At 63.6% G+C, this 24,337-nt stretch carries 23 protein-coding genes; 8 read left to right on the top strand and 15 right to left on the bottom strand.

Going from position 1 to position 24,337, the window contains the following annotated elements; genetic code table 11:
• Positions 1–39 precede the first annotated feature (39 nt).
• Positions 40–2,049, bottom strand: coding sequence for a DNA topoisomerase III (locus ACVDHI_RS12485; protein WP_447212143.1), 2,010 nt, complete (start codon positions 2,047–2,049; stop codon positions 40–42).
• Positions 2,050–2,347: 298 nt separating this feature from the next.
• Here ACVDHI_RS12485 and ACVDHI_RS12480 point away from each other — a divergent pair, with 298 nt between their 5' ends.
• Together ACVDHI_RS12480 and torA are read left to right on the top strand one after the other, a co-directional pair.
• The gene (locus ACVDHI_RS12480; RefSeq protein ID WP_010675968.1) at positions 2,348–3,478 is read left to right on the top strand and encodes a NapC/NirT family cytochrome c; all 1,131 of its coding nucleotides are present in this window, start codon (positions 2,348–2,350) and stop codon (positions 3,476–3,478) included.
• Positions 3,479–3,500: 22 nt separating this feature from the next.
• The gene (torA, locus tag ACVDHI_RS12475; RefSeq protein WP_447212142.1) at positions 3,501–5,981 is read left to right on the top strand and encodes a trimethylamine-N-oxide reductase TorA; all 2,481 of its coding nucleotides are present in this window, start codon (positions 3,501–3,503) and stop codon (positions 5,979–5,981) included.
• A gap of 148 nt (positions 5,982–6,129) precedes the next feature.
• Here the strand turns inward: torA and ACVDHI_RS12470 are convergent, their stop codons facing one another.
• The 4 genes from ACVDHI_RS12470 to ACVDHI_RS12455 all read right to left on the bottom strand — a co-directional run bounded on the left by ACVDHI_RS12470 (position 6,130) and on the right by ACVDHI_RS12455 (position 9,135).
• The gene (locus tag ACVDHI_RS12470) at positions 6,130–6,591 is read right to left on the bottom strand and encodes a hypothetical protein (protein WP_010675970.1); all 462 of its coding nucleotides are present in this window, start codon (positions 6,589–6,591) and stop codon (positions 6,130–6,132) included.
• 89 nt (positions 6,592–6,680) lie between these two features.
• Positions 6,681–8,027, bottom strand: coding sequence for a sensor histidine kinase (locus ACVDHI_RS12465; protein WP_010675971.1), 1,347 nt, complete (start codon positions 8,025–8,027; stop codon positions 6,681–6,683).
• A 31-nt stretch (positions 8,028–8,058) separates the two neighbouring features.
• Positions 8,059–8,715 (bottom strand): response regulator transcription factor, encoded by a 657-nt coding sequence (locus ACVDHI_RS12460; RefSeq protein WP_005332666.1) that lies wholly within the window; start codon positions 8,713–8,715, stop codon positions 8,059–8,061.
• Positions 8,716–8,802: 87 nt separating this feature from the next.
• Positions 8,803–9,135: a PepSY domain-containing protein gene (locus ACVDHI_RS12455; protein WP_010675972.1), complete on the bottom strand. Its 333-nt coding sequence runs from the start codon at positions 9,133–9,135 to the stop codon at positions 8,803–8,805.
• Between the two features lie 63 nt (positions 9,136–9,198).
• Between ACVDHI_RS12455 and ACVDHI_RS12450 the strand changes: the two genes are divergently transcribed.
• Positions 9,199–9,447 (top strand): PepSY domain-containing protein, encoded by a 249-nt coding sequence (locus ACVDHI_RS12450; protein WP_010675973.1) that lies wholly within the window; start codon positions 9,199–9,201, stop codon positions 9,445–9,447.
• A gap of 10 nt (positions 9,448–9,457) precedes the next feature.
• On the opposite strand, the gene ACVDHI_RS12445 is transcribed toward ACVDHI_RS12450, so the two are convergent.
• Both ACVDHI_RS12445 and msrP read right to left on the bottom strand, forming a co-directional pair.
• A complete protein-coding gene (locus ACVDHI_RS12445) occupies positions 9,458–10,111 on the bottom strand; it encodes a protein-methionine-sulfoxide reductase heme-binding subunit MsrQ (protein ID WP_324062713.1) in 654 nt (217 codons plus the stop codon).
• A gap of 91 nt (positions 10,112–10,202) precedes the next feature.
• On the bottom strand, positions 10,203–11,213 hold the full coding sequence (gene msrP / locus ACVDHI_RS12440; RefSeq protein ID WP_183149037.1) for a protein-methionine-sulfoxide reductase catalytic subunit MsrP: 1,011 nt from the start codon (positions 11,211–11,213) through the stop codon (positions 10,203–10,205).
• 371 nt (positions 11,214–11,584) lie between these two features.
• On the opposite strand from msrP, the gene ACVDHI_RS12435 reads away from it, so the two are divergent.
• Complete coding sequence (locus ACVDHI_RS12435) at positions 11,585–12,058, top strand: DUF1097 domain-containing protein (RefSeq protein WP_042014355.1); 474 nt, start codon at positions 11,585–11,587, stop codon at positions 12,056–12,058.
• Between the two features lie 84 nt (positions 12,059–12,142).
• On the opposite strand, the gene ACVDHI_RS12430 is transcribed toward ACVDHI_RS12435, so the two are convergent.
• The 4 genes from ACVDHI_RS12430 to cydH all read right to left on the bottom strand — a co-directional run bounded on the left by ACVDHI_RS12430 (position 12,143) and on the right by cydH (position 15,700).
• Positions 12,143–13,423 (bottom strand): sigma 54-interacting transcriptional regulator, encoded by a 1,281-nt coding sequence (locus tag ACVDHI_RS12430; RefSeq protein WP_447212141.1) that lies wholly within the window; start codon positions 13,421–13,423, stop codon positions 12,143–12,145.
• Between the two features lie 54 nt (positions 13,424–13,477).
• Positions 13,478–13,987 (bottom strand): hypothetical protein, encoded by a 510-nt coding sequence (locus ACVDHI_RS12425; protein ID WP_039039694.1) that lies wholly within the window; start codon positions 13,985–13,987, stop codon positions 13,478–13,480.
• A 105-nt stretch (positions 13,988–14,092) separates the two neighbouring features.
• On the bottom strand, positions 14,093–15,505 hold the full coding sequence (locus tag ACVDHI_RS12420) for a sensor histidine kinase (RefSeq protein WP_042014357.1): 1,413 nt from the start codon (positions 15,503–15,505) through the stop codon (positions 14,093–14,095).
• A gap of 102 nt (positions 15,506–15,607) precedes the next feature.
• On the bottom strand, positions 15,608–15,700 hold the full coding sequence (gene cydH / locus ACVDHI_RS12415) for a cytochrome bd-I oxidase subunit CydH (protein WP_010675981.1): 93 nt from the start codon (positions 15,698–15,700) through the stop codon (positions 15,608–15,610).
• A gap of 125 nt (positions 15,701–15,825) precedes the next feature.
• Here cydH and folK point away from each other — a divergent pair, with 125 nt between their 5' ends.
• Entirely contained in the window at positions 15,826–16,371 is a 546-nt protein-coding gene (folK, locus tag ACVDHI_RS12410; protein ID WP_042014359.1) for a 2-amino-4-hydroxy-6-hydroxymethyldihydropteridine diphosphokinase, read from the top strand.
• Between the two features lie 58 nt (positions 16,372–16,429).
• Here folK and ACVDHI_RS12405 read toward each other — a convergent pair whose 3' ends face one another.
• Positions 16,430–17,134 carry an SDR family oxidoreductase gene (locus ACVDHI_RS12405; RefSeq protein ID WP_039039618.1) on the bottom strand — a complete coding sequence of 235 codons (705 nt, stop codon included), beginning with the start codon at positions 17,132–17,134 and terminating at the stop codon, positions 16,430–16,432.
• Positions 17,135–17,293: 159 nt separating this feature from the next.
• On the opposite strand from ACVDHI_RS12405, the gene ACVDHI_RS12400 reads away from it, so the two are divergent.
• Both ACVDHI_RS12400 and ACVDHI_RS12395 read left to right on the top strand, forming a co-directional pair.
• Positions 17,294–17,698 carry a CBS domain-containing protein gene (locus ACVDHI_RS12400; RefSeq protein WP_042014362.1) on the top strand — a complete coding sequence of 135 codons (405 nt, stop codon included), beginning with the start codon at positions 17,294–17,296 and terminating at the stop codon, positions 17,696–17,698.
• Between the two features lie 257 nt (positions 17,699–17,955).
• The gene (locus ACVDHI_RS12395; RefSeq protein ID WP_447212146.1) at positions 17,956–18,711 is read left to right on the top strand and encodes a substrate-binding periplasmic protein; all 756 of its coding nucleotides are present in this window, start codon (positions 17,956–17,958) and stop codon (positions 18,709–18,711) included.
• Positions 18,712–18,811: 100 nt separating this feature from the next.
• On the opposite strand, the gene asnC is transcribed toward ACVDHI_RS12395, so the two are convergent.
• Positions 18,812–19,273 carry a transcriptional regulator AsnC gene (asnC, locus tag ACVDHI_RS12390; RefSeq protein WP_041214272.1) on the bottom strand — a complete coding sequence of 154 codons (462 nt, stop codon included), beginning with the start codon at positions 19,271–19,273 and terminating at the stop codon, positions 18,812–18,814.
• 154 nt (positions 19,274–19,427) lie between these two features.
• Here asnC and asnA point away from each other — a divergent pair, with 154 nt between their 5' ends.
• Positions 19,428–20,420, top strand: coding sequence for an aspartate--ammonia ligase (gene asnA / locus ACVDHI_RS12385; RefSeq protein WP_324062711.1), 993 nt, complete (start codon positions 19,428–19,430; stop codon positions 20,418–20,420).
• A gap of 216 nt (positions 20,421–20,636) precedes the next feature.
• Here asnA and ACVDHI_RS12380 read toward each other — a convergent pair whose 3' ends face one another.
• Together ACVDHI_RS12380 and clpB are read right to left on the bottom strand one after the other, a co-directional pair.
• Positions 20,637–21,461: an MBL fold metallo-hydrolase gene (locus tag ACVDHI_RS12380; protein ID WP_324062709.1), complete on the bottom strand. Its 825-nt coding sequence runs from the start codon at positions 21,459–21,461 to the stop codon at positions 20,637–20,639.
• Positions 21,462–21,521: 60 nt separating this feature from the next.
• Positions 21,522–24,095: an ATP-dependent chaperone ClpB gene (clpB, locus tag ACVDHI_RS12375; RefSeq protein WP_447212140.1), complete on the bottom strand. Its 2,574-nt coding sequence runs from the start codon at positions 24,093–24,095 to the stop codon at positions 21,522–21,524.
• Positions 24,096–24,337: the final 242 nt, after the last annotated feature.

Below are 24,337 nucleotides of genomic sequence, written 5' to 3'. Positions count from 1 at the left end.
CCTCTTCTTATTTTTATGTGATCACAGCGCTCGCCGGCCTCAGGCCGCCTTGCCCCTGGTCGTCCCCTTGCCAGTGCTCTTTCCAGGGCTCTTCCCCGCACGAGCACTCTTGCCCGTGCTCGTACGGGGGCGTGCGGCGGTGGACGCAGTCCGCTTGCGGCGGGCAAATCGCTGCTTGCTGTCACCGGGCGCCGCCTTGGGCAGTGCGCTGAAGCTGGCGCCGGAATCCTGCCGGGCCCCCTCGATCAGGCCGTTGAGCTGCTCGGTGAGCGGCCCCATGAACTGCTGGTAGCTACCGTGACGTTCGGCGATCTGACCCAGACTCTGCTCCCACAGTGCCGTCATATCCGGCGTGGTGGCGGTCGCGGGCAGCGCCTGGACCAGGGCTCGCCCGGTCGGGGTGGCCTTGATGCTCTTGCCCTGGCGCACCAGGAAGCGGCGCTTGAACAGCAGATCGATGATCCCGGCCCGGGTCGCCTCGGTGCCGAGGCCATCGGTCTCCCGCAGGGTCTTGCGGATCTCGGGATCCTGCACATAACGGGCGATGCCGGTCATGGCGGCCAGCAGGGTGGCATCGGTAAACGGCTTGGGGGGCTGGGTCATCTTCTCCAGCAGCGCCCCCCGCTCGCACAGCAGTTCCTCCCCCTCTTTCAGGGCAGGCAGGGTTCCCGCCTCCTCCTCGTCATCCTCTTCCACTCCGAGCAGCGCCTTCCAGCCCGCCTTGAGGATGCGGCGCGCCTTGGCCTGGAACAGCCCTCCGGCGATGCGCAGCAACACCTTGCTGTCGTTGTACTCGAACGGCGGGTAGAACTGCAGCAGATACTGGCGGGCAATCAGGCCGTACAGCTTCGCCTCGTCGGCCCCCAAGCTCCCCTCGTTCCCCCTCTTCTCGGTGGGAATGATGGCGTGGTGGGCATCCACCTTGCTGTCGTTCCACGCCTTGCTGCGGATCCTGCCATCCGCTTCGGCGACCGCCCTGGCCAGCGCAGGGGCCGTGCTGGCGATGGCCTCCCGCACTTGGCCGGCCCGGTTGAAGTGCTCGCTCGGCAGATGGCGGCTGTCGGATCTGGGATAGGTGATGAGCTTGTGCCGCTCGTAGAGGCTCTGGCAGATATCCAGCACCCGCTTGGCATCCATGCCAAAGCGCTTGGCCGCGTCGATCTGCAGGCAGGAGAGGTTGTAGGGGAGCGGCGCCGCCTGCCTGCGCGCCTGCTCCTCCACCGCCTCCACCTGGGCGGGTTGCCCCTGGATCCGCTCCACCACCTTGGCGGCCAGCGCCCGGTTGAGCACCCGGCCCTCCTCATCCTGCCAGGGCAGGCAGGCCTCCGATGGCAGCCACCTGGCGGTGAAACGTTCGTTGCCCTGGGTCAGCAGATGGGCCATCACCTCGTAGAACGGCTTGGGAACGAAGGCCTCGATCTCGAGATCCCGGCGCACCACCAGACCGAGCAAGGGGGTCTGTACCCGGCCGACCGACAGCAGTTCGCTGCAGCCCCCCTTGCGGCCAAGCAGGGTATAGGCCCGGGTCATGTTGATGCCATAGAGCCAGTCGGCACGGCTACGGGCCAGCGCCGACACAGCCAGCGGCACGAACTCCTTGTTGTCCCTGAGCTTGTCGAGGGCGCGGCGCACGGCGGGGGGATTGAGATCGCTGATGAGGCAGCGCTGAACCGGTTTGGTCTTGGGATAGCCGAGAAAGTCGATCACCTCGTCCACCAGCAGTTGCCCTTCCCTGTCCGGGTCACCGGCGTTGACCACGCAGTCCGCCTGCTTGATGAGCCCCTTGATGACGGCCAGCTGGGCCTTGGTCTTGGGTTTGGCCACCAGCTGCCACTGGGTCGGGACAATGGGAAGGGATTCCATGCGCCACTGCTTGTAGGCGGCATCGTAGGCATCGGGCTCGGCCTGCTCCAGCAGGTGGCCGATGCACCAGGTCACCACGTCTCCCTGCGCCGTCTCGATGAAACCCTCCCCCTTCTTGTGAGGTTTGGGGAGGACATCGGCGATGGCGCGGCCAAGGCTGGGTTTCTCGGCGATAAAGAGTCGCATGATGGATACACCTGAATACTGTATATGTGAACAGTATACAATCCTCCCGCCACAAACCCCAAGCCCCGGGGTGGTGCGCGGCCTCCCCGCCCCGGCTTGGGCATCGCCCCCATCACAGGACATCCCGCTCCCGTTGAAGGGTAAAAGTGCGATTAAAATTCAAAAAAGCATGTCCAAACAAAAAACAAAACCAAAAACCTCTCATATGTCGAAATAAAAATCATGACCGAGGTCAAGCCATCGAATCTTGGGACTACTACTATATTGGTAATACCCGAATTCGAAGGACACCGTCACCATGCTTGGAAAACTGTTGAGAAAGACCTGGTTCTGGCTTCTGCTGCTCGGGGCCCTGCTGGGGGTCGCTGCACTGGGCGTCACCGTCACCGTGCTGCACAAGACCAGCTCCACCGAGTTCTGCGTCTCCTGCCACTCCATGCAGACCCCCCTCGCCGAATATCAGGGCAGTGTCCACTTCCAGAACGTGAAGGGGATCCGCGCCGAGTGCGCCGACTGCCACATCCCCAGTGAACCCGCCGCCTATCTCTGGACCAAGATCCGCGCCGTGAAAGACATCTATCACGAGGCGATCGGCACCCTCGACACCCCGGAAAAATACGAGGCCCACAAGCTGCGCATGGCCCAGACCGTGTGGGATCAGCTCAAGGCCAATGACTCCGCCACCTGTCGCAGCTGCCACAGCTACGCCGCCATGGACATCCTGGCCCAGCGCCCCAATGCCCGCGCCGAGCACCCGGTCGCCATCAAGGAGGGTCAGACCTGCATCGACTGCCACCGCGGCGTTGCCCACATCATGCCGGACATGAGCGGCCTGGCTGCCGCCGGTGCCAGCGAGCTGGCGCAAGCCGCCGCCCAGACCCCGGCCACCGTCACCACCCGCTATGCCATCGCCACCACCCCGCTCTATCTGGATGCCGGCGCCAAGACTGATGAAGGCACCCTGATGCCCTCCACCCAGGTGGAAGTGCTGGCCAACGACAACGGCCGCGCCCAGGTGCGCATCGACGGCTGGCAGCAGGACGGGGTGAGCGAGGTGTTCTACGCCGCCCCCGGCAAACGGATCCTGAGCGTGCTGGTCGGCGAAGCCGCCAGAAAAGCCCTCGTGACCGGCAAGAGCGAGACCGACAGCGCCACCAACCTCACCTGGCATCAGGTCAGCCTGACCGCCTGGGTCGACCAGAGCCAGCTCATCGGCGACCAGGGCAAGCTGTGGCAATACGCCTCCACCCTGATGTCCAACAACTGCACCGGCTGTCACGGCCTCACCGCGCTGGATCACTTCAACGCCAACCAGTGGATCGGCGTCATCAAGGGGATGGAGTCCCGTACCTCCCTCACCCCGGAGCAGGCGCGCATGCTCACCCAATACGTGCAGAAACACGCCAGCGACATGAGCGCGGCCCATTAAGGCAGGAACAGAGGACTCTCCCATGACTTTTTTCAATGACCAACAGACCAACCTCTCCCGCCGTACTCTGCTCAAGGGGCTGGGGGCCTGTGCCGCCCTGCCCCTGCTGGCTGGTCTCTTCCCGAAAAGCGCCCTGGCCAAGGCCGTCAGCACGGCCCTTGAGCAGTTCCCCACCCTGGTGCCCGCCCAGAAAGGCATCCTGACCGGCGCCCACTGGGGGGCCTTCGAGGCCATCGTCTCCGAGGGCCGCATGGTGCGGGTCCAGCCGGTGGCCGATGACCCAGCGCCGAATGACCTCATCGACATGGCGCCGTTCCAGGTACACGCCAAGAACCGCATCAAGTACCCCATGGTGCGCAAGAGCTGGCTGGAGCACGGCCCGGGTGCCAGACCGGAGCTGCGCGGAGCCGACGAGTGGGTACGGGTGAGCTGGGAGAAGGCCACCGAACTGGTGGCCGGCGAGATCCAGCGCGTCCAGTCTGATTTCGGCCCGCAGGCGATCCACGCCGGATCCTACGGCTGGAAGAGCGTGGGCATGTTCCACAACAGCCGCACCCTGCTGCACCGCCTGATGAACCTCTCGGGCGGCTTCACCGGTTATGCCGGTGACTACTCCACCGGCGCGGCCCAGGTGATCATGTCCCACGTGATGGGCTCCATCGAGGTGTACGAGCAGCAGACCGCCTGGCCCAACGTGGTGGAGCACGCCGAACTGGTGGTGCTCTGGGGGGTCAACGCCCAGGTGACCCTGAAGAACAGCTGGAACATGCCGGATCACGAGGGGCAGGCCGGCTTCAAGGCGCTGAAAGAGAAAGGCACCCGGGTCATCAGCATCGACCCCGTCTACAACGAGACCGCCAAGCAGGCCAATGCCGAGTGGATTGCCCCGAACGCCTATACCGACGTGGCCATGATGTTGGGTGTCGCTCACACCCTCTACAGCGAGAAGAAGCACGATCAGGCCTTCCTCGATCGCTACACCGTCGGCTTCGACACCTTCCTCGCCTACCTGCTCGGCAAGGATGACGGTCAGCCCAAGAGCGCCGAGTGGGCGAGCGCCATCTGCGGCGTCGAGGCCAAGGTGATTCGCCAGCTGGCCCTCGACATGGCCGCCAAGCGCACCATGATCATGGCGGGCTGGGGCATGCAGCGTCAGCACCACGGGGAGCAGCCCAACTGGATGCTGGTCACTCTGGCCTCCATGCTGGGCCAGATCGGCCTGCCGGGGGGCGGCTACGGCTTCAGTTACCACTACTCCTCCGGTGGCAGCCCCACCGCCAAGGGCGGCATTCTGGCGGGCATCTCCGCTGGCAGCGCACCGAAGAACAGCCCGGCCCCCATCCCGGTGGCCCGCATCGCCGACTGCCTCGCCAACCCGGGCAAGACCATCGACTTCAACGGCCGCAAGGTGACCTATCCGGACATCAAGCTGGTCTACGTGGCGGGCGGCAACCCCTTCCACCACCATCAGGACACCAACAACCTGCTGCAGGCCTGGCGCAAACCCCAGACCGTGATCGTCAACGAGCCCTACTGGACGGCGACTGCCAAGCACGCCGACATCGTCCTGCCGGCCACCACCAGCTACGAGCGCAACGACCTGGAGATGGGGGGCGACTACTCCCAGCGCTATGTCTTCCCCATGCACCAGTGCGTCCCCCCCCAGCATGAGTCCCGCAACGACTTCGACATCTTCAGCGCCATCGCCGCCAAGCTGGGCGTGCAGGAGCAGTACACCGAAGGGAAGGACGAGATGCTTTGGCTCAAGCAGATGTACGACGGCATGGCGGCCCAGGCTCGCGGTGCCCGGGTGGCGCTGCCGCCGTTCAACATGTTCTGGGAGGCCAACAACTACATCCGCTTCCCGATCCCGGAGGCCAGCCGCCAGTGGATCCGTCACGCCGACTTTCGCGAGAACCCGCTGCTCAACCCGCTCGGTACTCCGTCCGGCAAGATCGAGATCTTCTCCAACACGGTGGCGGGGATGGGTTATGCCGACTGCGCCGGTCATCCCAAGTGGTATGAGCCCAAGGAGTGGGTGAAGAGCGAGACGGCAGCGCGCTATCCGCTGTCGCTCAACACCTCCCACCCGACCCAGCGGCTGCACTCCCAGCTCGACAACACCCCGCTGCGGGACAAGTTCGCCATCGCCGACCGCGAAGCGATCCTGATCCATCCGGACGACGCCAAGGCCCGTGGCATCCAGGATGGCGATCTGGTGCGGGCCTTCAACGAGCGCGGCCAGATCCTGGTGGGGGCCCTGATCTCCGCCGATATCCGGCCCGGGGTAGTGCGGGTGTGTGAAGGGGCCTGGTATGACCCGGCCAAGCCGGGCGAAGCGGGCAGCATCTGCAAGAACGGCAACGTCAACTGCCTCACCTTCGACGAGGGCTCGTCCAGTCTGGCCCAGGGCAACTGCGGCCACATGGCCCAATTGCAGATAGAGAAGTATATCGGGCCAGTGCTCGCCAACACGGCGCACGAGGTACCGGCCAACGGCTGAGTAGAGGACTGAGCAACAAAAACGGCGCCATCAAGGCGCCGTTTTCTTATCGCAGTTTGTGGTGTGGCTCAGAATCACAAGTCACCCTCAACCATATACTCTTCCGCATACTCCACCCGCCTTGCAGCCAGAGTGGGGACAAGGTGGCTCAGAAGTCTCCTTCCACCATGTACTCTTCGGCACACTCCACCAGCTGGGGCCAGAGATCTTCCGGCACCCAGGCCTCGGGGTCATCCTCGTCACCGTCATACTGGCTCCAGAAGAAGGCACGCAGCCCGCTTGCGAAGTCGTCGCTCAACTCCGCCAGTTCGGAGAGGGGCCCCAGCCAGGCAATGCGGCGCAGGCCGGAGGCGAGATCGTTGATGGCATCCATCAGGGTGCGATCATCCAGGCTCTGCTCCACCAGCAGGGTGAAGCGCTCGCGGGCGCTCTCGGTCTGATCCTCGTCCAGCTCGCCCACGTCGGCCAGCAGGTCGACAAAGTCCTCCAGCAGGAACTGGATCAGGGCATCCCTGTCCTCGAACCACTGGATCTGGGCCCCCTTGGTGCCCAGCACCGAGGCATCGAACGAATCATCGAGATGGCACAAAGCCCAAGGATCGTCAGTCATTGCTACCCTTCCTACACCTGAAACAAGAGACGTATCTTATGCCGGGTGCCGCACCCTTGCCAGCACGGCGGCACAAAAGGGGCGCCCCGTCACTCGACCCTGGCCACCTTGGGCAGGGAGAGGGAAGCGGCGAGCCCCCCCAGCTCGGCCCGTCCCATGATGAGGCTGCCGCGATAGGCTTCCGCGAGATCCGAAACGATGTTGAGGCCAAGGCCCGAGCCCGGCACCTTCTCGTCGAGGCGCACCCCCCGCAGCACCGCCTTGGCGATCTGATCTTCACTCATGCCGGGACCGTCGTCCTCGATGCGCAGGGTGATCCAGCCCCCCAGCTCGGCGCTGGAGATGCGCAGCTCGCTGGCGGACCACTTGAAGGCGTTCTCCAGCAGGTTGCCCACCATCTCGTCGAAGTCCTGCTCCTCCACCCCGACCGCCAGATTGACCGGCACCTGCAAGTCCACCGTCTTGCCGGGATAGAGGCGGGAGAAGGCGCGGCAGATGTACTCCACCCGGGCCCGCACCGGGGTCGACACCCCGAGGATCTTGGCGGCGCCGGTCACCCGCGCCTTGCCGAGGTGGTAGTCGATGTGGCGCTGGATCTGGTCGAGCTGCTCGCCGAGGGCGGCCTGATCCTCAGGCGGCAACTGGGTCACCTGGTTGCGCATGATGCTGAGCGGCGTCTTGAGGGCGTGGGCCAGGTTGCCGGTGTGGGAACGGGCTCGTTGCAGCAGCTCGCCATAGTGGTGCAGCAGGCGGTTGATGTCCTCCACCAGCGGCTGGATCTCCAGGGGGTAGCGCAGCCGGAACCCCTCCTGATGACCCTGATGGACGCGGCTCAGCTCGCGACGCAGCAGGTGCAGCGGGCGCAGGCCGTAGAGGATCTGGAACATGAAGCCGAGCACCAGGCCGGTGGCGGCGAAGCCGAGGCCGAGGAACAGGCTGATGCGGGTCTTCTTCAGGGTCTGGGTCAGGGCGCTGCTGTCCTTGGCCATCACCAGGGTGAAGACCCGATCAGACCCCGGCAGCAGCACGGTACGGGTCATGATGAGCAGAGGCTCCTTGTTGGGCCCCTTGCCGACGAAGAGATCCGGATCGCCGAAGGCCGACTTCAGGCCGTGGGCGCTCAGATGGGCATCCCACAGGGAGCGGGAGCGACTGACCACCGTCTCCCCCAGCTCCAGCTGCCAGTAGTAGCCGGAGTAAGGCTGGCGATAACGGGGGTCGGCCATGGGCTCGGTGACCACCGGCATGCCGTCCGGCTGGATCTCGAGGCGGGAGAGCAGATCGTAGAGCTGCAGGCGCAAGCCATCGGCCTCCGCCTCCTGCCAGTAGTTGCGCATCATGGTCTGCAGGCTGAAGCCGGTGGCGAACAGGAAGAGACCGCACCAGACCATGGCGATCACCACCAGCCGACCTCGCAGGGTGCGAACCAGCCTCATTCAACCCACCCCGCCATCGGTTGCGGTCGCGTCATTCGTTGATCCGGTAGCCGAGGCCGCGCACCGTCTCGATGAGATCGGCGTGGGTTTTCTTGCGAATGCGGCCGATGAACACCTCCACGGTGTTGGAGTCGCGATCGAAATCCTGGGCATAGATGTGGTCGATCAGCTCGCTGCGGGACACCACCTTGCCCCTGTGCTGCATCAGGTAGCCCAGCACCCGGAACTCGTGGGCGGTGAGCTTGATGGGGGTTCCTTCGTACCATACCTGGGAAGCCGCCATGTCGAGACGCACGCCACCGATCTCGAGGATGGAGCTGGCGTTCCCCGCCGCCCGGCGCACCAGCGCCTGCACCCTCGCCACCAGCTCCGCCACCTGGAAGGGCTTGGTGAGGTAGTCGTCCGCCCCGGCGTTGAGCCCTTCAATCTTCTCGTGCAACTGGCCACGGGCGGTCAGCACCAGCACCGGGGTGTCCATCCCCTTGCTGCGCCACTCCTTCAGTACGCTCAGGCCGTCGCGACCGGGCAGGCCGAGATCCAAGATGATGGCGTCATAGGGTTCGGTCTCGCCGAGAAAGCCCGCCTCGTTGCCATCGTGGCAGAGATCGGTGACGAAACCGGACAAACGCAGCTGTTCCGCCAGCTGGCCCGCGAGGATCTTTTCATCTTCAACTATCAGAATGCGCATACATGGGTATCCAAAACAGGGTTGTGCCGGCACCGGCAACGGTTGGGGGGACGAACCGGATGACGGTAGGTTCGCGGACTCACGCCGTTACTCCTCTTCCGGGGGCGGGCGCGGAGCGAACAGGCGCTCCAGATGGTGACCCTTGAGCCACACCATCTCCAGATTGTCAGCCCGATAGCCCACCTTGATGACGCTGTTCTCCTCGTCGATGAGCCTGAGCTCGTAGAGCCAGACGCCATCCTCCTCACCCAGATCGACGCGCAGCACGCGCACCGGCAGGCGGGAGGCCACCTCCATCAACTCATGAAAAGGGCGGACCCGCCCCTCGCTGACCGCCTGTTGCAGCAAGGCCTCGTTCGGCTGGGCCGCCTGAACCAGCATCGGCAGCAGCAATCCAAGCAGGGGCAGCGCGCTATTCATGGGTGATTCATCTCTCAAAACCTAACATAATGCCGTTTATAGTGTGCCAGCCATGAATCCGGAATGAATATGATCCCACGCAGTATCCTGCTGATCTTGTGCCTCTTTTCCACCTTTGGCTGGGCGGCGCAGACACGTCTCGACATGGCCGGACTGGTCAAGTTGTTGCTGGCACAAGGGTATCACGACATTCGGGAAGTGGAGCTGGAAGGGGACAAATTCGAGGTCGATACCCTGAATGCCGACGATCAGCGCGTCCAGTTGCAGGTCGATGCCAACACCGGCGAGATCACCAAAAAAGAGGCCGAATAGGCCTCTTTTGCTATGGGCGTGACGGCTGTTGCGCCGCCCCCCTCCCGGCCACTTGTGCTCGCCTGCGCCAGGGGCGCAGCAGCTTTTCCTGACGGGGCCACAGCAGGGCGCAGGCCAGCACCAGATAGATGAGGGGCTCCTGCCACCCGCTCTTGACCGACCACCAGTAGTGTACCGGCACCAGCAGAGCCACCCCGTAGATCCAGTTGTGCAGCTTCTGCCAGGCAGGCCCCATGCGCCGCAACAGGGCCGGGATCGAGGTGATACTCAGCGCCAGCAGCAGCAGCAGCGCCACCATGCCCACCACTATGTAGCTGCGCTTCACCAGCTCGCCGCCAATCAGTCCCCAGTCGAACTGCAGATCCAGCCCCAGCCAGACCATGAAGTGCAGGGACGCCCAGGCGGCGCACCAGAGCCCGAGGGGGCGGCGCAACTTGATGAGCTGCCCCTGGCGCCAGCGCTTGGCGAGCGGCGACACCAGCAGGGTCAGCAACAGCAGGTGAAGGGCCCCCTTGCCAAGGTAATGGGTCAGCCCCTGGACCGGATCCCCCCCCAGCAGCCCGGCTGGCACGGCATAGCCCAGCCAGAGTAGAAAGCCGAGCGAACCAAGGTGCACCAGCGCCCGCAAGCCGTTGACATGGGCTGTTTTCAGTCTCGGCATCATATTGCAGTTCCCGTCATGTTTTTCCCGCTTCTCATCCCCTCTCCCACCAGGGGAGAAGGGGGCAAGAGATCAGTCGGGCAGAGCGTCAGTCTCAATACCATTTACGCAGATCCATCCCCTGATAGAGGGACGCCACCTCGTCGCCGTAGCCATTGAACATCAGGGTCGGCTGGCGCTTGGCCCCGAAGATGCCCCCCTCGCCGATGAAACGCTCGCTCGCCTGGCTCCAGCGCGGGTGATCCACGCTCGGGTTGACGTTGGCGTAGAAGCCATATTCGTTGGGGGCCAGCAGGTTCCAGGTGGTGGGGGGCATCTCCTCCACCAGGCGGATGGAGACGATGCTCTTGATGCTCTTGAAGCCGTACTTCCAGGGCACCACCAGCCGGATGGGAGCCCCGTTCTGGGCGGGCAGGGTTTTGCCATAGAGCCCCATGGCAAGGAAGGAGAGGGGGTGCATGGCCTCGTCGAGGCGCAAGCCCTCCACATAGGGATAATCGATGCCGCCCCCCAGAGCACGGGAGGCCTGCCCCGGCAACTGTTCCGGATCATAGAGCGTCTCGAAGGCCACAAACTTGGCGCGACTGGTGGGCTCGGCACGGCGGATCAGATCCGCCAGCGCAATGCCGCTCCAGGGCAGCACCATGGACCAGGCCTCCACGCAGCGCAGCCGATAGATGCGCTCCTCCAGCGTGCTCTTGTTGATGAGATCCCACACATCCAGGGTGAAGGGTTTGGCTACCTCCCCTTCCACCTTCAGGGTCCAGGGCTCAGGCTTGAGGTAATGGCCGTTGCGGGCCGGATCCCCCTTGTCGGTCCCCAGCTCGTAGAAATTGTTGTGGGTGGTGGCCTTCTCCTCCGGGGTGAGGATCAATCCCTCTGGCCGGGTCGCGGCACGGATGTCGAGGGGTCTGGTGGGGACCACGGGGGCCGGCTTGTCCGATGCGAAGAGATCCAGCAGGCTGGCCTTCACCGGAAACGCCAGGGTGGCGGCACCGACGCCCAGGCCCAGCCCTTTCAGGATGCGGCGACGATCCTGATAGACGGTTTCCGGCGTGACATCCTGCTCGGTGGGGTGATGAGAAGTACGGCGCTTGATCAACATGAAAAAACTCCCGGGACGATGAGGTTGACAACCATAAGACCCGCCCCGGCCGAGTTTTATTTCACACAGAATTACATGAGTTGGTTAAGGGGCAGTGCCTTGGCCATGGTACCAGCCAGGAAGAGCACTACGAACACCAGCAAAGGAACGATCACGTTTGGCACCATCAGACTCACTCCATGAGCAGGACAGGGCCTCTAACTATGGAACAAGGTCTGCGGCGCCTCCAATGAATTTTTTTCGCGAGCGCAAGCGTATTCCAGAGTTGCAAAAAGTGATCGGGATCACACACAATCCGGCCCCCGCTTGCTGCCGCTCTACCGCGGAGTAGGCTGCCTCCTTTTCCGGATTCAACCACTGAGAGTCACGCCATGAGCCCACTGTTCGCCATCGCCATCACGACCGGGATCCTCTCCGCCGTCTGGGGTGGACTGGCCGCCGCACTCGGTCTCATCTCCTGGGTCGGCTTCCTCGGCTGCACCAGCTACTTCGCCTCGAGTGGCGGTTACAAGGCGCTGTTGCAGACCCTGCTGTGCAACACCACCGGCATGCTGTGGGCACTCCTGCTGATCCACGGGGAGACCTGGTGGGGGGCCGGCATGGCGGGTTATCTGATGACAGGGGTGGTGGCCACCCTGATGTGCGTGCAGGCCAGGCAGCAGTGGCTCGCCTACATTCCCGGCACCTTCGCCGGGTGCTGTGCCACCTTCGGCGCCGCAGGCGAGTGGCGGCTCATTCTGCCCTCCCTCATCATCGGCGCCCTGTTTGGCTATCTGATGAAGGCGAGCGGCCTCTGGCTCTCCCAGAAGACCCTCTCCACCGGCGGCGTCAGCGACCCGGCATAAGCCTGAGCCTGAGCCTGGCAAGGTAACCGATTCGGTCGGAAACCAGAGGGGCGGCCCGTCATCGACGGGCCGCCCCTCTGTCATTTATCCCTTCGACTTGAAATTTGCCGCCTCGATGCCGTGCCGATTCAATAGCTTGTAGAAGTCGGTGCGGTTTCTCCCCGCCATGTTGGCCGCCAGGGTCACGTTCCCCTCCGTGGTGCGCAGCAGCCGGATCAGATACTCCTTCTCGAACTCGGCCCGCGCCTCGTTGAACGAGGGAATGCCGCCACCGCCGCCACTCAGGGCCGACTCCACCATCGCCGCGCCTATCACCGGGCTGCAGCAGAGGCTGGCGAGCTGCTCCACCACCCCGCAGAGCTGGCGCACGTTGCCCGGCCAGGCCGCGGCGGCCAGCAGGGCCAGCGCCTCCGGCGAGAAGCCGAGGGCGGCGCAATCGGGGTGACGGTTGCGGTAATCGTCCAGCGCCTGACGGGCCAGCAGGGGGATGTCCTCGCTGCGGGCGCTCAGAGGCGGCAGAGTGATGTTGGCCACGTTGAGGCGGTAGAAGAGATCCTCGCGAAAACGCCCCTTTTCCATGGCGGTCACCAGATCCTGATGGCTGGAGCTGATGACCCGCACCTCGGGGGTGCCCTGACCATACTCCGCCAGCACCTGGAGCAACTTGGCTTGGAGTGACTCCGACAGATCCCCTATCTCGTCGAGGAAGAGGGTGCCGCCTTTGGCCTCGGCAAACAGGCCGGACTGGCCATCCTCGCCAAACAGCTGCAAGTCCAGCGCGGGCCAGGGCAGAGCCGCACAGTTGATGGTATGCAGCGGCTTGTCACGGCGGTGGCTGGCCTGGTGCAGCGCCTGGGTCATCACCCCCTTGCCGGCGCCGGAGGGGCCCAGGATCAGCACGGGCACGTCCATGGTGGCGATGCTGCTCGCCTGGATCAGCAACTGCTCCATCTGCGGGTTGCGGGTCTGGATGAGGGACTGCCACTCCTGCTGCTGTTTCGGACGGGTCAGGCTGAGAGCATGTTCTATGGTGACCAGCAGCTCGTCCTTGTCGATGGGCTTGGTGAGGAAGCTGAATACCCCGGAGCGGGTCGCCTGGATGGCGTCGGGAATGGTGCCGTGGGCGGTCATGATGATCACCGGCATGCCGAGCCACTGGGACTGGATCCGCTCGAACAGCGCCAGCCCATCCATGCCCCCCATGCGCAGATCGCTCAGCACCAGGTCGGCCCGCTGCTGGCGCAGCCTGTCCAGCGCTCCTTCGGCGCTGTCGGCGGTATCCACCTCGTAACCCTGGCTGCGCAGGCGCATGCTCATCAGCTTGAGCAGGCTGGCATCATCGTCCACCAGCAGAATACGGCTCATGCTCTCACCTCCTCTTGGCGAAAAACGCGATCATTGCGGCGCTGTCCGGAGCTGTCATGGCTGACCTCCCCCATTGAGCTTACGCTGGTTGAGCTGCTCGTCGATGGCGGAGAGCTGCTCTATCTGCTGGCGCAGACGCTTCACCTCCTGACTCTGATCGTCGCGGCGGCTGTCTCGCACCAGCAGCTCCTCCCCGAGGGCGATCCAGCTGCGCAGGAAGGCCTGGGCATCGAGACCGAGCTCCGGCAACAGAGCCTTCAGCTGATCCAGCCCGGCCCGGCGGCTGGCCACCGATTCGGACGGGTGGGTGTTGACCATGGCCAGGCTGACCCGGCTCTCGAGGTCGGTGGCGCCGGCCAGTCGCTGGCGCTCCTGCATCCGCTGCTGGGGATGGCTGGCCAGCAGCCAGTCCGAGTATTGCAGGCGCACCTGCATCTCCTTGTTGGCAAACTCCATCCGCCTGGCGATCGCCTCCTGGGAAGGCTCGGTGAGGCTGGTAGAAGGCAGCAGGGAACAGCCAGCGAGCAGGCCTATCATCAATACGGGAATCACAAATCGTTTCATCTTGAATGTCACTTCAGATCCTGGTGGGGAACAGGCACCTGCCCGCTCCTCTCAATATTCGGTGTCAAGGCGCCACCCGCACCTGCGGGGTCGCCGCCACGCCCGTCAGCTCGGGCGCACGTTCAAATCCAGCCGGAAACAGACATCCGCCTGGGCATCCTCGATCAGCCTGAGCTCGCCGCCCAGGCTCATGGCAGACTCACGGGCAATGGAGAGGCCCATGCCGGAGCCTTTCAGCAATCCCTGGCGCACTATGCTGCCCTGTTCAAAGGGCTCGAAGATGCGCTCCCGCTCGTCTGGCGGGATGACAGGCCCTTCGTTAGCCACCTCCAGCCAGCCGCCGCCCGCTCCCGCCCCGGCGCGGATCCAGATCTGTCCGCCCCTGGCGCCATAGCTGACCGCGTTGGAAAAGAGATTGTCGAGGATGAGTCGCAGGCGGTAGGGCTCTGCCCGCAGGCTGATGGGCTCGGGCGGCAAGTGTACACTGATTTGCTTGGATTCCAGCGCGAGCCGGTACTCTTCGGACAAGTCTGACAACAAGGGCGCCAGGGGCACCTCGGACAGGGTGAACACCTCCTGCTGGCTGAGGCGATTGAAGTCGAGCAGCCGCTCGATCAGGGTCTGCAGACGGCGGCTGTTCTCCTCCAGCATCTGGCAGATCTCCTGCTGATCCCCGTTGAGGGGCCCCACCAGCTGCTCCGAGAGCAGATCAGCCCCCTCCCGCAGCACGGCAAGGGGGGTTTTCAGCTCGTGGGATACGTGGCGCAGGAACTGGTATTTCTGCTGTTCCAGCTCCTTGAGCTTGTCGTGCAGCCAGCTGATTCGCTCCCCCAGCAGCACCAGTTCGGCCGGGCCATCCACCGGGCGCTGATCCGGCTCGACACCTGCGCCCAGACTCAGGATCCGCGACTCAATCTGACGTACCGGGTGGATGATGAGGTAGGTAAAGAGCAACACCAGCAGCAGGCTGAGCCCGACCACGAAGCCGCTGACCCACCAGATCTGCTGTTTCAGCTCCACGATGGCGCCCCGCATGCGGGTCACGTGATCATCCACCTGGCTGCGGGTGACCACTTCCAGTTGCTGGTTCAGTTCGTTGAAGTCGGTGAAACGGGGGCTGGTCGCCTCCTGCCTGGCCTTGCGCAGATCCTGCAGGCCGTCGAGCCAGACCAGCGTCGCCTCGAGATCTCCGTAGACCTCGGCATCCGGAATGGAGTCCTGATGGGTCGCGAGCAGTTCCCGGTAGCGCACCAGCTGCTGCCGATAACTGGCCAGGATGCGGTCATCACCCAGGACCGCATAGCGGCGCAGGGCGCGCTCCAGATCGATGGCCTGGGTGGATAGCAGCGTCGCCCGGCGAGTGTCCCGCACCGCACGTTCCATCTCGTCGCTGGTGAGCTGGCCCAGGTGGGAGAGAGCCTGACTGTCGTGCCAGATCATGCCCCCCAGGGGCATCAGCACCAGCACGAAGCCCATCAGTACTACCTGGAGCAGGGAGCGGGGCCGAACCTTGGTCATCTTCTGCGGTCTCGATTCGTCATGGGGGAGCCAGCATATCCGCACTGCCCCAAAAAGCAAAACCGGCCATAAAGCCGGTTTGATTGCTCACCGAGGCCGGATTCACGCCAGGCCGACGGACGCCACACAGATGACAATGATCATGGCAAGGGCCCCTGACGCGGCCAACAGTGCCCATTTCATTTCTACGCTCATGCAAACCTCCTTTCTGCCAATCAGCGTTGGATCACAACAGATAACGACATGTTAATTCATAGTGAATCCCATAACCGTGAGCTGCGTATATATTTCAGACGAGCCCAACCCAAGGAATGGAAAGCATGTTTTACCTCTGTAGCATTGGATCCAATCTCGACCCCTCCCTGCACGTCAGTCAGGCCGTCGCCGAATTGCTGGCCCGCTTTGGTCGCCTTCACCTGAGTTCCGTCATCCAGACCAAGCCCGTGGGCATGCATTCACGCCACGACTTCCTCAACTGCCTGTTCGTCGTCCAGAGCGACCTCTCCCCCGTCCAGCTCAAGGCCGAGTTTGTCACCATGGAGCTGGCTCATGGCCGGGATCGCAGCCACCCCCTGTGCAAGGTGGCGGACAGGCCACTGGACATCGACATACTGGCCTGCGGCGAACGGGATGACTTCGCCGAGGCCGGGGTGGATGCCTACCTGGGGGATCTGCTGGCGGAGATGTATCAGGGCGGCAGTGTGGACTCCGGCAAGGTGACCCTCGGCCTGCCGGGCAGCAAGGTGTTTGCGAAGCAGCGCATCGGCCAGGCCCCCATCCATCTCTGCCAGCAAGACGAGGCCCTGCTTCCCGGCAACGGCCACCCCGGCCCCCCTTCCCGGCACGCCGCCATCCGGCACCCTTGAGCCGTTCACACACATGAGGCACCCAAAGGCGCCTCATGTCATGGCGGCCCGCCTTGCCCTAGATGACGGCGAGGGCGCGCCCCCCGTCCACCCGGATGCTGGCCCCGGTCATGTAGTCGTTCTTCATCAGCATCTGTACCGCCTGCCAGATGGGCTCCAGACCCCCTTCCCGCGCCAGCGGCGTCTTCGCCAGCACCTGCTGGCGCCAGTCATCCCCGTGCTCGTCGAGAAACAGGATGGGGCCAGGCTCTATGGTGTTGACCCGCACGGCGGGTGCCAGTTCGCGGGCAAAGCTCATGGCCAGGGAATGGGCTCCCGCCTTGGTGGCCACGTAGGCGGCAAACTGGGGCGCCGGGGCATGGATGTAGATATCGGTGATGTGGATGATGCCCCCGTTGGGCTGGCGGGCAAGGGCGGGGGCCAGCGCCCGGTTGAGCTGGAAGGGAGCCGCCATGTGTACCCGGTAGAACTGATCAAACTGGGCCAGCTGCACCGCAGGATCCGCCGCCTGGGGCTCGAAGGCGGAGGCATTGTGGATGATCAGGGCAAGATCCTCATGGGCCGCCAGCGCCGTCACCACGGCGCCCACCTCCTCTTCCCGGGTGAAGTCCGCCTGTACCAGCTCGACGCCCACGTCTCGCAGACGATCCAGCTCGGGCCGTTCGCTGCGATAGCTGCCCGTCACCTGCCAGCCAGCGGCCACCAGCTGCTCGCACAGATAGAATCCCAGGCGACGGCCACAGCCCGTTACCAATGCACGCATACCCTCTCCTTGTGGTTGTCGCCCTCCCCGATCCATGCAGGATCGCACGGAGGGCCCATTCATCGGCCATGACCTATCGATGTCCGAGGCAAAACCCATTGGCCCCCTGTCACGGTCACCGGGCATAGTGGCCCCATCGACCCCCATGGAGCCACCATCATGCTACAAATTCGCGATCATATGCAGCCATTGACCCACTCACTGCACCCCGGCCTCGGTCTGGCCGAGGCGCTGGACAGACTCCATCGGGCAAACCTGGGGGGCCTGCCGGTACTGGATGACCATCAGCACCTCGTCGGATTTCTCTCCGAGCAGGATTGCATTCCCGCCCTGCTCACGGGCAGCTATCACTGCGACACCCGTACTCTGGTCGAAGATATGATGAGCCGGGCCCCGCTGTTCGTCTCTCCCGATGACAACATCGTGGATCTCGCCCGCCAGATGGCCGGGGCCAGACCCAAGGTCTATCCAGTGATGGAGGGAGGCAAGGTGACGGGCATCATCAGCCGTCGTCAGGTGATGCAGGCCCTCAACACCCAGATGAAACAGTGTCAGGCAACCTGAGGCAGGCCACCTCGCACACGTGTCATGCCGACCCCCCTCCCGTCCACAGCCGGCGAGTGGCTGGTCCACCCCACCCGACTCTGCCACGGGGCGGCCTGTCGAGGCAGCCCGCCCCCCTCCCACCGGCACCGTTCGTTTGTCCCCTCCCCATTTCAGGGTTTGCCATCCGTGGTCGTCTCTAGTTAGATAGGTGCCGGTCACAGTCCCTGCCGGATGCGACCCCGTCCCGAGTGCTCAGGAGATGTAACGTGCGACGCTTGCTCGTATTCTGCTTGCTGCTGCCCTGCTGGCTGTCAGCCAGGGAGCTGGTCATTGGTGGCATCCTGGAGCCCCCTCTCAAGTGGCTGGATGCACAGGGACACCCTCGCGGGCTGGACGTTGATCTCGTCACCGCCATCTTCGGCACGCTCCATACCCCCATCAGGATTGAGCTCATCGATTCGGGGGCCAGGCTCACCCGCAATGCCGAAAGCGGCTTCTATGACCTGCTGCTGACCCACTCCTACAAACCGGAGCGGGAGGCCTATCTGCTCTACCCCAAACAGGCCCATATGCTCCATAGCTGGCACTTCTTCATACGCAAGGAGTCCGCGGGCCGGATCCATTATGACCATCTGACGAATCTCAAACCCTGGCGTATCGGTGTCACCCGGGACTTCTCCTATACCCCCGAGCTCGCGGCAGCCATGACAGACCCGAGCTATCACTTCCAGGAGATCCCCATCAACCAGCTGCAACTGCGCAAACTCATCGCCGGTCGCATCGACGTGGTGCCCATGTCCCTGGTCACCGCCTTCACCCAAATAAGAGAAGAGGGACTGGAAGGCAAGCTCGACTACCTGCCAAAACCCCTCAAGACCAGCCCCTACTTCAATGTCTGGACCCGTTCCCGGGCCGATGCCGACACCCCGGCCCTGATGGCCGCCTATGATGCCGAACTGCTGCACATGAAGCGGGACGGCCGGCTCAAAGCCCTCTACGACAAATACGGCATCCCCTATATCGAACCCTGATCCACCGTTCAGGGTGTCATCTCCCGCAGGGTCGAATTCTGCTGCGCGAACAGGGTCTATCACGGGAGAGGGGTCTCTACGCCCCCTCAGACCACCCGACTCAAGGCTTCACATCCCGCAGGATCGGGTTTTGCAGCGAAATCAGCGTCTCGGTGGACTGGATCTCGTCGATGGTCTGGATCTTGTGGATCAGTACCGTCTGCAACTCGTCGATGGAGCGGGTCATCACCTTCATGAAGATGCTGTAGTGGCCGGTGGTGTAGTAGGCCTCCACCACCTCGTCCAGCGCCTGCAGCTTGGCCAGGGCCGACGGGTAATCCTTGGCGCTCTTGAGGTTGATCCCGATGAAGCAGCAGACGTCGTAGCCCAGCTTCTTGGGGTTCACCTGCACCCGCGTTCCCTCGATGATGCCCGCCTGCTTCATCTTCTCTACCCGCACGTGGATGGTGCCCGGGCTCACCAGCAGTTGTTTGGCCAGCTCGGCGTAAGGCAGGCGCGCATTCTCCATCAGGGCGGAGAGGATGGCCTGATCGAGATTATCGATCCGATAATTTTCTGACACTTTTTTGCTCTCCTTTTAATGATTCATCATTAATTGATGGCTTATTTTGAAGAAAAAAATACACAAAGCCTATTTCAATTATCGAATATTGAATTTAGTTGGCATTCTATTGAAGAATCACCGCATTCAACGGATTCACGACAGGTAATTCAGCATGAAACAGCACTACATCCGCAGCCAACAGCAGATCAGCTTCGTCAAAGAGATGTTCTCCCGCCAACTCGCACTGCAACTCGGCCTGATGGAGGTACAAGCCCCCATTCTGAGCCGGGTCGGTGACGGCACCCAGGACAACCTCTCCGGCTGCGAGCATGCAGTGCAGGTCAAGGTGAAAACCCTGCCGGAGCACAGCTATGAAGTGGTCCACTCCCTGGCCAAGTGGAAGCGCCAGACTCTGGGTCGCTTCGGTTTCGGCCCGGGTGAAGGCATCTACACCCACATGAAGGCACTGCGTCCGGACGAGGAACGTCTCAGCCCCATTCACTCCGTCTACGTCGACCAGTGGGACTGGGAGAAGGTGATGCCGGGCGAGCGCCGGGATCTGGCCTATCTGCAGGAGACGGTGCGCGGCATCTGGGCCGCCATCAAGGCCACCGAGCGCGCGGTCTGTGCCGAGCACGACCTGACCCCCTTCCTGCCGGCGGATATTCAGTTCCTGCACAGTGAAGAGCTGCTGACCCGCTACCCGGACCTTGATGCCAAGGGACGCGAGCGCGCCATCGCCAAAGAGCTGGGGGCGGTCTTCCTCATCGGCATCGGTGGCGCCCTCTCCCACGGCGAACGCCACGACGTCCGTGCTCCGGACTACGACGACTGGAGCAGCGAGAGCGAGCTCGGGCTGGCGGGTCTGAACGGTGACATCCTGGTGTGGAACCCGGTGCTGGAAGACAGCTTCGAGATCTCCTCCATGGGGATCCGGGTGGACGCAGAAGCCCTGCGCCGCCAGCTCGCCACCACGGGGGACGAGGATCGCCTGCAATGTGACTGGCACCAGGCGCTGCTGGCGGGCGAGATGCCCCAGACCATCGGTGGCGGCATCGGCCAATCCCGCCTCGCCATGCTGCTGCTGCAAAAAGAGCACATCGGTCAGGTCCAGGTCGGCGTCTGGCCGGCGGAGATGAAAGCCAGCATCCCAGGTATGCTGTAAGAGATTGATTTGATTGCATCTGGTCTCGCGGCGCGAGAGTAGATGCAAGAGAGAAGCTGGTCAGCCGGGGTGGAGAGCGTATCCCGACTGACTGTAAGGCGGGCATGGTCGCTGACTGTGCCTGCCGACCCTGGGGCTTACCCCTGCGATCCGCTCAACCCACGTCAGATCGCATCGAATACATTCCTCCCGGCAATCTTCGGATTGCCGTTTTTTTTACGCCGAAAAACTGTGCTCAAAACCCGCCCCGATCTGGTGCTGGCGCGGCAACCCCGCCTTTCTGCTGCCGGTGCAGTGGCAGGCAAACAACCGATCCACCGCCTCTTCCTGCAGATAGGCTCCGAGCGCCACCGCCCGCTCTGTGCCGGAAAACTTCAGGTGCAGGCCGCCGATGACGGCGTGGATCCGCTCGTCGCCACACACCTCCTTGGCCCACTCGATGATGTTCTCGACCCCGGCGTGACCGCAGCCGATAAAGACGATGAGCCCCTGCTCGCTCTTGTAGGCCAGCGCCGAGTCGTCGCTGATGAGGTCTTTCTCCACCCGCCCACCCCGCACTATGTAGCCGAGCAGCGAAGGCGCAGCCCGGTCGCGCCGCACAATGCTGCCGAGGAACACCAGACGATCCGAGAGCCACATCGGCTCGGACGAGCAGTGGGGAAGCAAGCCTCTGGCCGGCAGCGACTCCCAAGCCAGCGCCCCCGACAGGCGATAGAGGTTGCGCCGCCAGAAGGGCAGCGACAAGAAGTAGCCCCGCTCGCAGAACACGTCCGGACAGGCGATGAGCGGGATGGGTCTTGGATAGGCGGGCAGCGAGCCGACCCCGCCCACATGGTCGTAATGACCGTGAGAGAGCACCACATGGGTGAGAGAGGCGAGATCGATCCCCATCACGGCGGCGTTGTGGCACAACGCCCGGCCACGGCCGCTGTCGAACAGCACCCTGAGGCCGTCACACTCCAGCAGCAGCGCCAACCCTCGCTCGGGCACACAAGCCGGGCGATGAACGTCGTCATCCACCAGCACGGAAAACTTCAGCATCTCAATCCCTCAGAAAACAAAACGCAGGCACGAGGCCTGCGTTTTTCATCGACAATCCCATTACTGGGTCATGGTGAGGCCGTTGCTGTCGGCCCCCAGCCGCAGTGTCTTGCCCGGGATGACCCGACCGCTGAGCAGGGCCTGGGCCAGCGGGTTCTCCACCTTCTGCTGGATCGCCCGCTTGAGGGGGCGCGCCCCGTAGACGGGATCGAACCCGGCATGAACCAGCTTGGTCAGCAGCTCCTCGCTCACCTCCACCTCGAAGCCCTGGGACTCCAGACGGCTCATCAGGCTCTTGAGCTGGATGCGGGCGATGGACTTGATGTGCTCCTCACCGAGCGGGTGGAACACCACGGTCTCGTCGATCCGGTTGATGAACTCCGGCCGGAAGCTACGGGTCAGCACCTCCATCAGCAGGGACTTCATCTCCTCATAGTCCTTCTCGGCATAGTGCTCCTGGATGAGATCCGAACCGAGGTTGGAGGTCATGATGACGACCGTATTGCGGAAGTCCACGGTACGCCCCTGACCGTCGGTCAGGCGGCCATCGTCCAGCACCTGCAACAGGATGTTGAACACGTCCGGGTGGGCCTTCTCCACCTCGTCCAGCAGGATCACCGAGTAGGGGCGACGGCGCACCGCCTCGGTGAGATACCCCCCTTCCTCGTAACCCACGTATCCCGGAGGCGCCCCCACCAGACGGGCCACGCTGTGTTTCTCCATGAACTCGGACATGTCGATCCGCACCATGGCGTCCTGGGTATCGAACAGGAACTCCGCCAGCGCCTTGCACAGCTCGGTCTTGCCCACCCCGGTGGGGCCGAGGAAGAGGAAGGAGCCGATGGGGCGGTTCGGGTCGGACAGCCCGGCACGAGAGCGGCGAATGGCGTTGGAGACGGCGTCCACCGCCTCTTCCTGGCCGATCACCCGGCTGTGCAGCTGATCCTCCATCCGCAGCAACTTCTCCCGTTCCCCTTCCAGCATGCGGGCCACCGGAATGCCGGTCCAGCGGGCCAGGACGTCGGCGATCTCCACGTCGGTGACCCGGTTGCGCAGCAGGCTGGTCTCCTGCATCTCGGCCTGGGTGGCGAGATCCAGCTGTTTCTCCAGCTCGGGGATGCGGCCGTACTGCAACTCGGACATGCGGCCCAAGTCCCCTGCGCGGCGCGCCACCTCGAGATCCTGACGGGCCTGCTCCAGTGCTGCCTTGATGTGCTGGGTCCCGGCGAGGGCAGCCTTCTCGGCCTTCCACACCTCTTCCAGCTCGTTGTATTCCCGCTCTTTTTCCGTCAGCTCCTGATTGAGCAGATCGAGGCGCTTGCGGCTGGCGTCATCGTCCTCCTTCATCAGCGCCTGCTGCTCCAGCTTGAGCTGGATGATGCGCCGCTCGAGCCGGTCCAGGGATTCCGGCTTGGAGTCGATCTGGAGCCGGATGCTGGCCGCCGCCTCGTCGATAAGGTCGATGGCCTTGTCAGGCAGCTGGCGATCCGCGATGTAGCGGTGGGAGAGCTGGGCCGCCGCGACGATGGCGGGGTCGGTGATCTGCACATGGTGGTGCAGCTCGTAGCGCTCCTTCAGGCCACGCAGGATGGCGATGGTGTCCTCCACCGAGGGCTCCTCCACCAGCACCTTCTGGAAACGGCGCTCCAGCGCGGCATCCTTCTCCACGTACTGCCTGTACTCATCGAGGGTGGTGGCCCCGACGCAGTGCAGCTCGCCGCGGGCCAGGGCGGGCTTGAGCATGTTGCCCGCATCCATGGCACCCTCGCCCTTGCCGGCACCGACCATGGTGTGCAGCTCGTCCACGAAGAGGATGACGCTGCCCTCCTCCTTGGCCAGATCGTTCAGAACCGCCTTGAGCCGCTCCTCGAACTCGCCGCGATACTTGGCTCCGGCCACCAGGGCCCCCATGTCGAGCGACAGCACCCGCTTGTTCTTGAGCCCTTCCGGCACTTCGCCATTGATGATGCGCTGGGCCAACCCCTCGACGATGGCGGTCTTGCCGACGCCGGGTGCGCCGATCAGCACCGGGTTGTTCTTGGTGCGGCGTTGCAGCACCTGGATGGTGCGGCGAATCTCGTCATCCCGGCCGATCACCGGGTCGAGCTTGCCGAGTTCGGCCCGCTCGGTGAGATCGATGGTGTACTTCTCCAGCGCCTGGCGATTCTCCTCGGCGTTGGCATCCTCCACCTTCTTGCCGCCACGGACCTTGTCGATGGCTGCCTCGAGTTTTTCCTTGGTCAGCCCCTGGGCACGCAGCAGCTCGCCCAGCGTCCCCTTTTCATCCAGGGCCGCCAGCACGAACAGCTCGGACGAGATGAACTGATCCTTGCGCTGCTGGGCCAGCTTGTCGCAGACGTTGAGCAGGCGGCCGAGGCCGTTGGAGAGCTGTACGTCCCCTTCCACCCCGCTGACGCGGGGCAGGCGATCCAGCTCCTCGCCGAGGCGCGAGCGCAGGGTATTGATGTCGAGCCCGGTCAAGGTGAGCAGCGGACGAATGGATCCGCCGTCCTGATTGAGCAAGGCGCTCATCAGATGGACGGGTTCGATGAATTGGTGGTCACGACCCAGTGCAAGAGACTGGGCATCGGAAATGGCAATCTGGAATTTGCTGGTCAGGCGATCGAGGCGCATTGCACTCCCCCTTCAAGACAGACGCCGCATGCGCGGCAACAACATCGCTTTCTGACAAGGAAGATGTGGTCTTGAAGGGCAATTTCAAGGGGTGGCTGTTTATTTTTTCCTCAATAGCGGTGACCGAGGGAAAACGACCTCGCAATGGCAGCCTGCACCCTGAGCCTGCTCGGCAGCAAGACATGGTCACCGGAGGGCCATCACCAGAGAGTGAAGAGGCGCTTGCGGCCACTCGCGAGCGC

This window comes from Aeromonas sp. 25-248 (genome assembly GCF_053005425.1).
The sequence above is the reverse complement of the archived record's forward strand: the minus strand, read 5'-3'. Positions and strand labels throughout refer to the sequence as shown.

Coding starts and splice junctions, on each gene's coding strand:
- asnA (WP_324062711.1), top strand. CDS start 19,428: ATGAAACAGCACTACATCCGCAGCCAACAGCAGATCAGCTTCGTCAAA.
- ACVDHI_RS12465 (WP_010675971.1), bottom strand. CDS start 8,027: ATGAGGCTGGTTCGCACCCTGCGAGGTCGGCTGGTGGTGATCGCCATG.
- ACVDHI_RS12445 (WP_324062713.1), bottom strand. CDS start 10,111: ATGATGCCGAGACTGAAAACAGCCCATGTCAACGGCTTGCGGGCGCTG.
- folK (WP_042014359.1), top strand. CDS start 15,826: ATGTTTTACCTCTGTAGCATTGGATCCAATCTCGACCCCTCCCTGCAC.
- ACVDHI_RS12425 (WP_039039694.1), bottom strand. CDS start 13,987: ATGAAACGATTTGTGATTCCCGTATTGATGATAGGCCTGCTCGCTGGC.
- clpB (WP_447212140.1), bottom strand. CDS start 24,095: ATGCGCCTCGATCGCCTGACCAGCAAATTCCAGATTGCCATTTCCGAT.
- torA (WP_447212142.1), top strand. CDS start 3,501: ATGACTTTTTTCAATGACCAACAGACCAACCTCTCCCGCCGTACTCTG.
- ACVDHI_RS12450 (WP_010675973.1), top strand. CDS start 9,199: ATGAATATGATCCCACGCAGTATCCTGCTGATCTTGTGCCTCTTTTCC.
- ACVDHI_RS12400 (WP_042014362.1), top strand. CDS start 17,294: ATGCTACAAATTCGCGATCATATGCAGCCATTGACCCACTCACTGCAC.
- cydH (WP_010675981.1), bottom strand. CDS start 15,700: ATGAGCGTAGAAATGAAATGGGCACTGTTGGCCGCGTCAGGGGCCCTT.
- ACVDHI_RS12460 (WP_005332666.1), bottom strand. CDS start 8,715: ATGCGCATTCTGATAGTTGAAGATGAAAAGATCCTCGCGGGCCAGCTG.
- ACVDHI_RS12455 (WP_010675972.1), bottom strand. CDS start 9,135: ATGAATAGCGCGCTGCCCCTGCTTGGATTGCTGCTGCCGATGCTGGTT.
- ACVDHI_RS12430 (WP_447212141.1), bottom strand. CDS start 13,423: ATGAGCCGTATTCTGCTGGTGGACGATGATGCCAGCCTGCTCAAGCTG.
- ACVDHI_RS12380 (WP_324062709.1), bottom strand. CDS start 21,461: ATGCTGAAGTTTTCCGTGCTGGTGGATGACGACGTTCATCGCCCGGCT.
- ACVDHI_RS12405 (WP_039039618.1), bottom strand. CDS start 17,134: ATGCGTGCATTGGTAACGGGCTGTGGCCGTCGCCTGGGATTCTATCTG.
- ACVDHI_RS12485 (WP_447212143.1), bottom strand. CDS start 2,049: ATGCGACTCTTTATCGCCGAGAAACCCAGCCTTGGCCGCGCCATCGCC.
- ACVDHI_RS12470 (WP_010675970.1), bottom strand. CDS start 6,591: ATGACTGACGATCCTTGGGCTTTGTGCCATCTCGATGATTCGTTCGAT.
- ACVDHI_RS12435 (WP_042014355.1), top strand. CDS start 11,585: ATGAGCCCACTGTTCGCCATCGCCATCACGACCGGGATCCTCTCCGCC.
- ACVDHI_RS12420 (WP_042014357.1), bottom strand. CDS start 15,505: ATGACCAAGGTTCGGCCCCGCTCCCTGCTCCAGGTAGTACTGATGGGC.
- msrP (WP_183149037.1), bottom strand. CDS start 11,213: ATGTTGATCAAGCGCCGTACTTCTCATCACCCCACCGAGCAGGATGTC.
- ACVDHI_RS12480 (WP_010675968.1), top strand. CDS start 2,348: ATGCTTGGAAAACTGTTGAGAAAGACCTGGTTCTGGCTTCTGCTGCTC.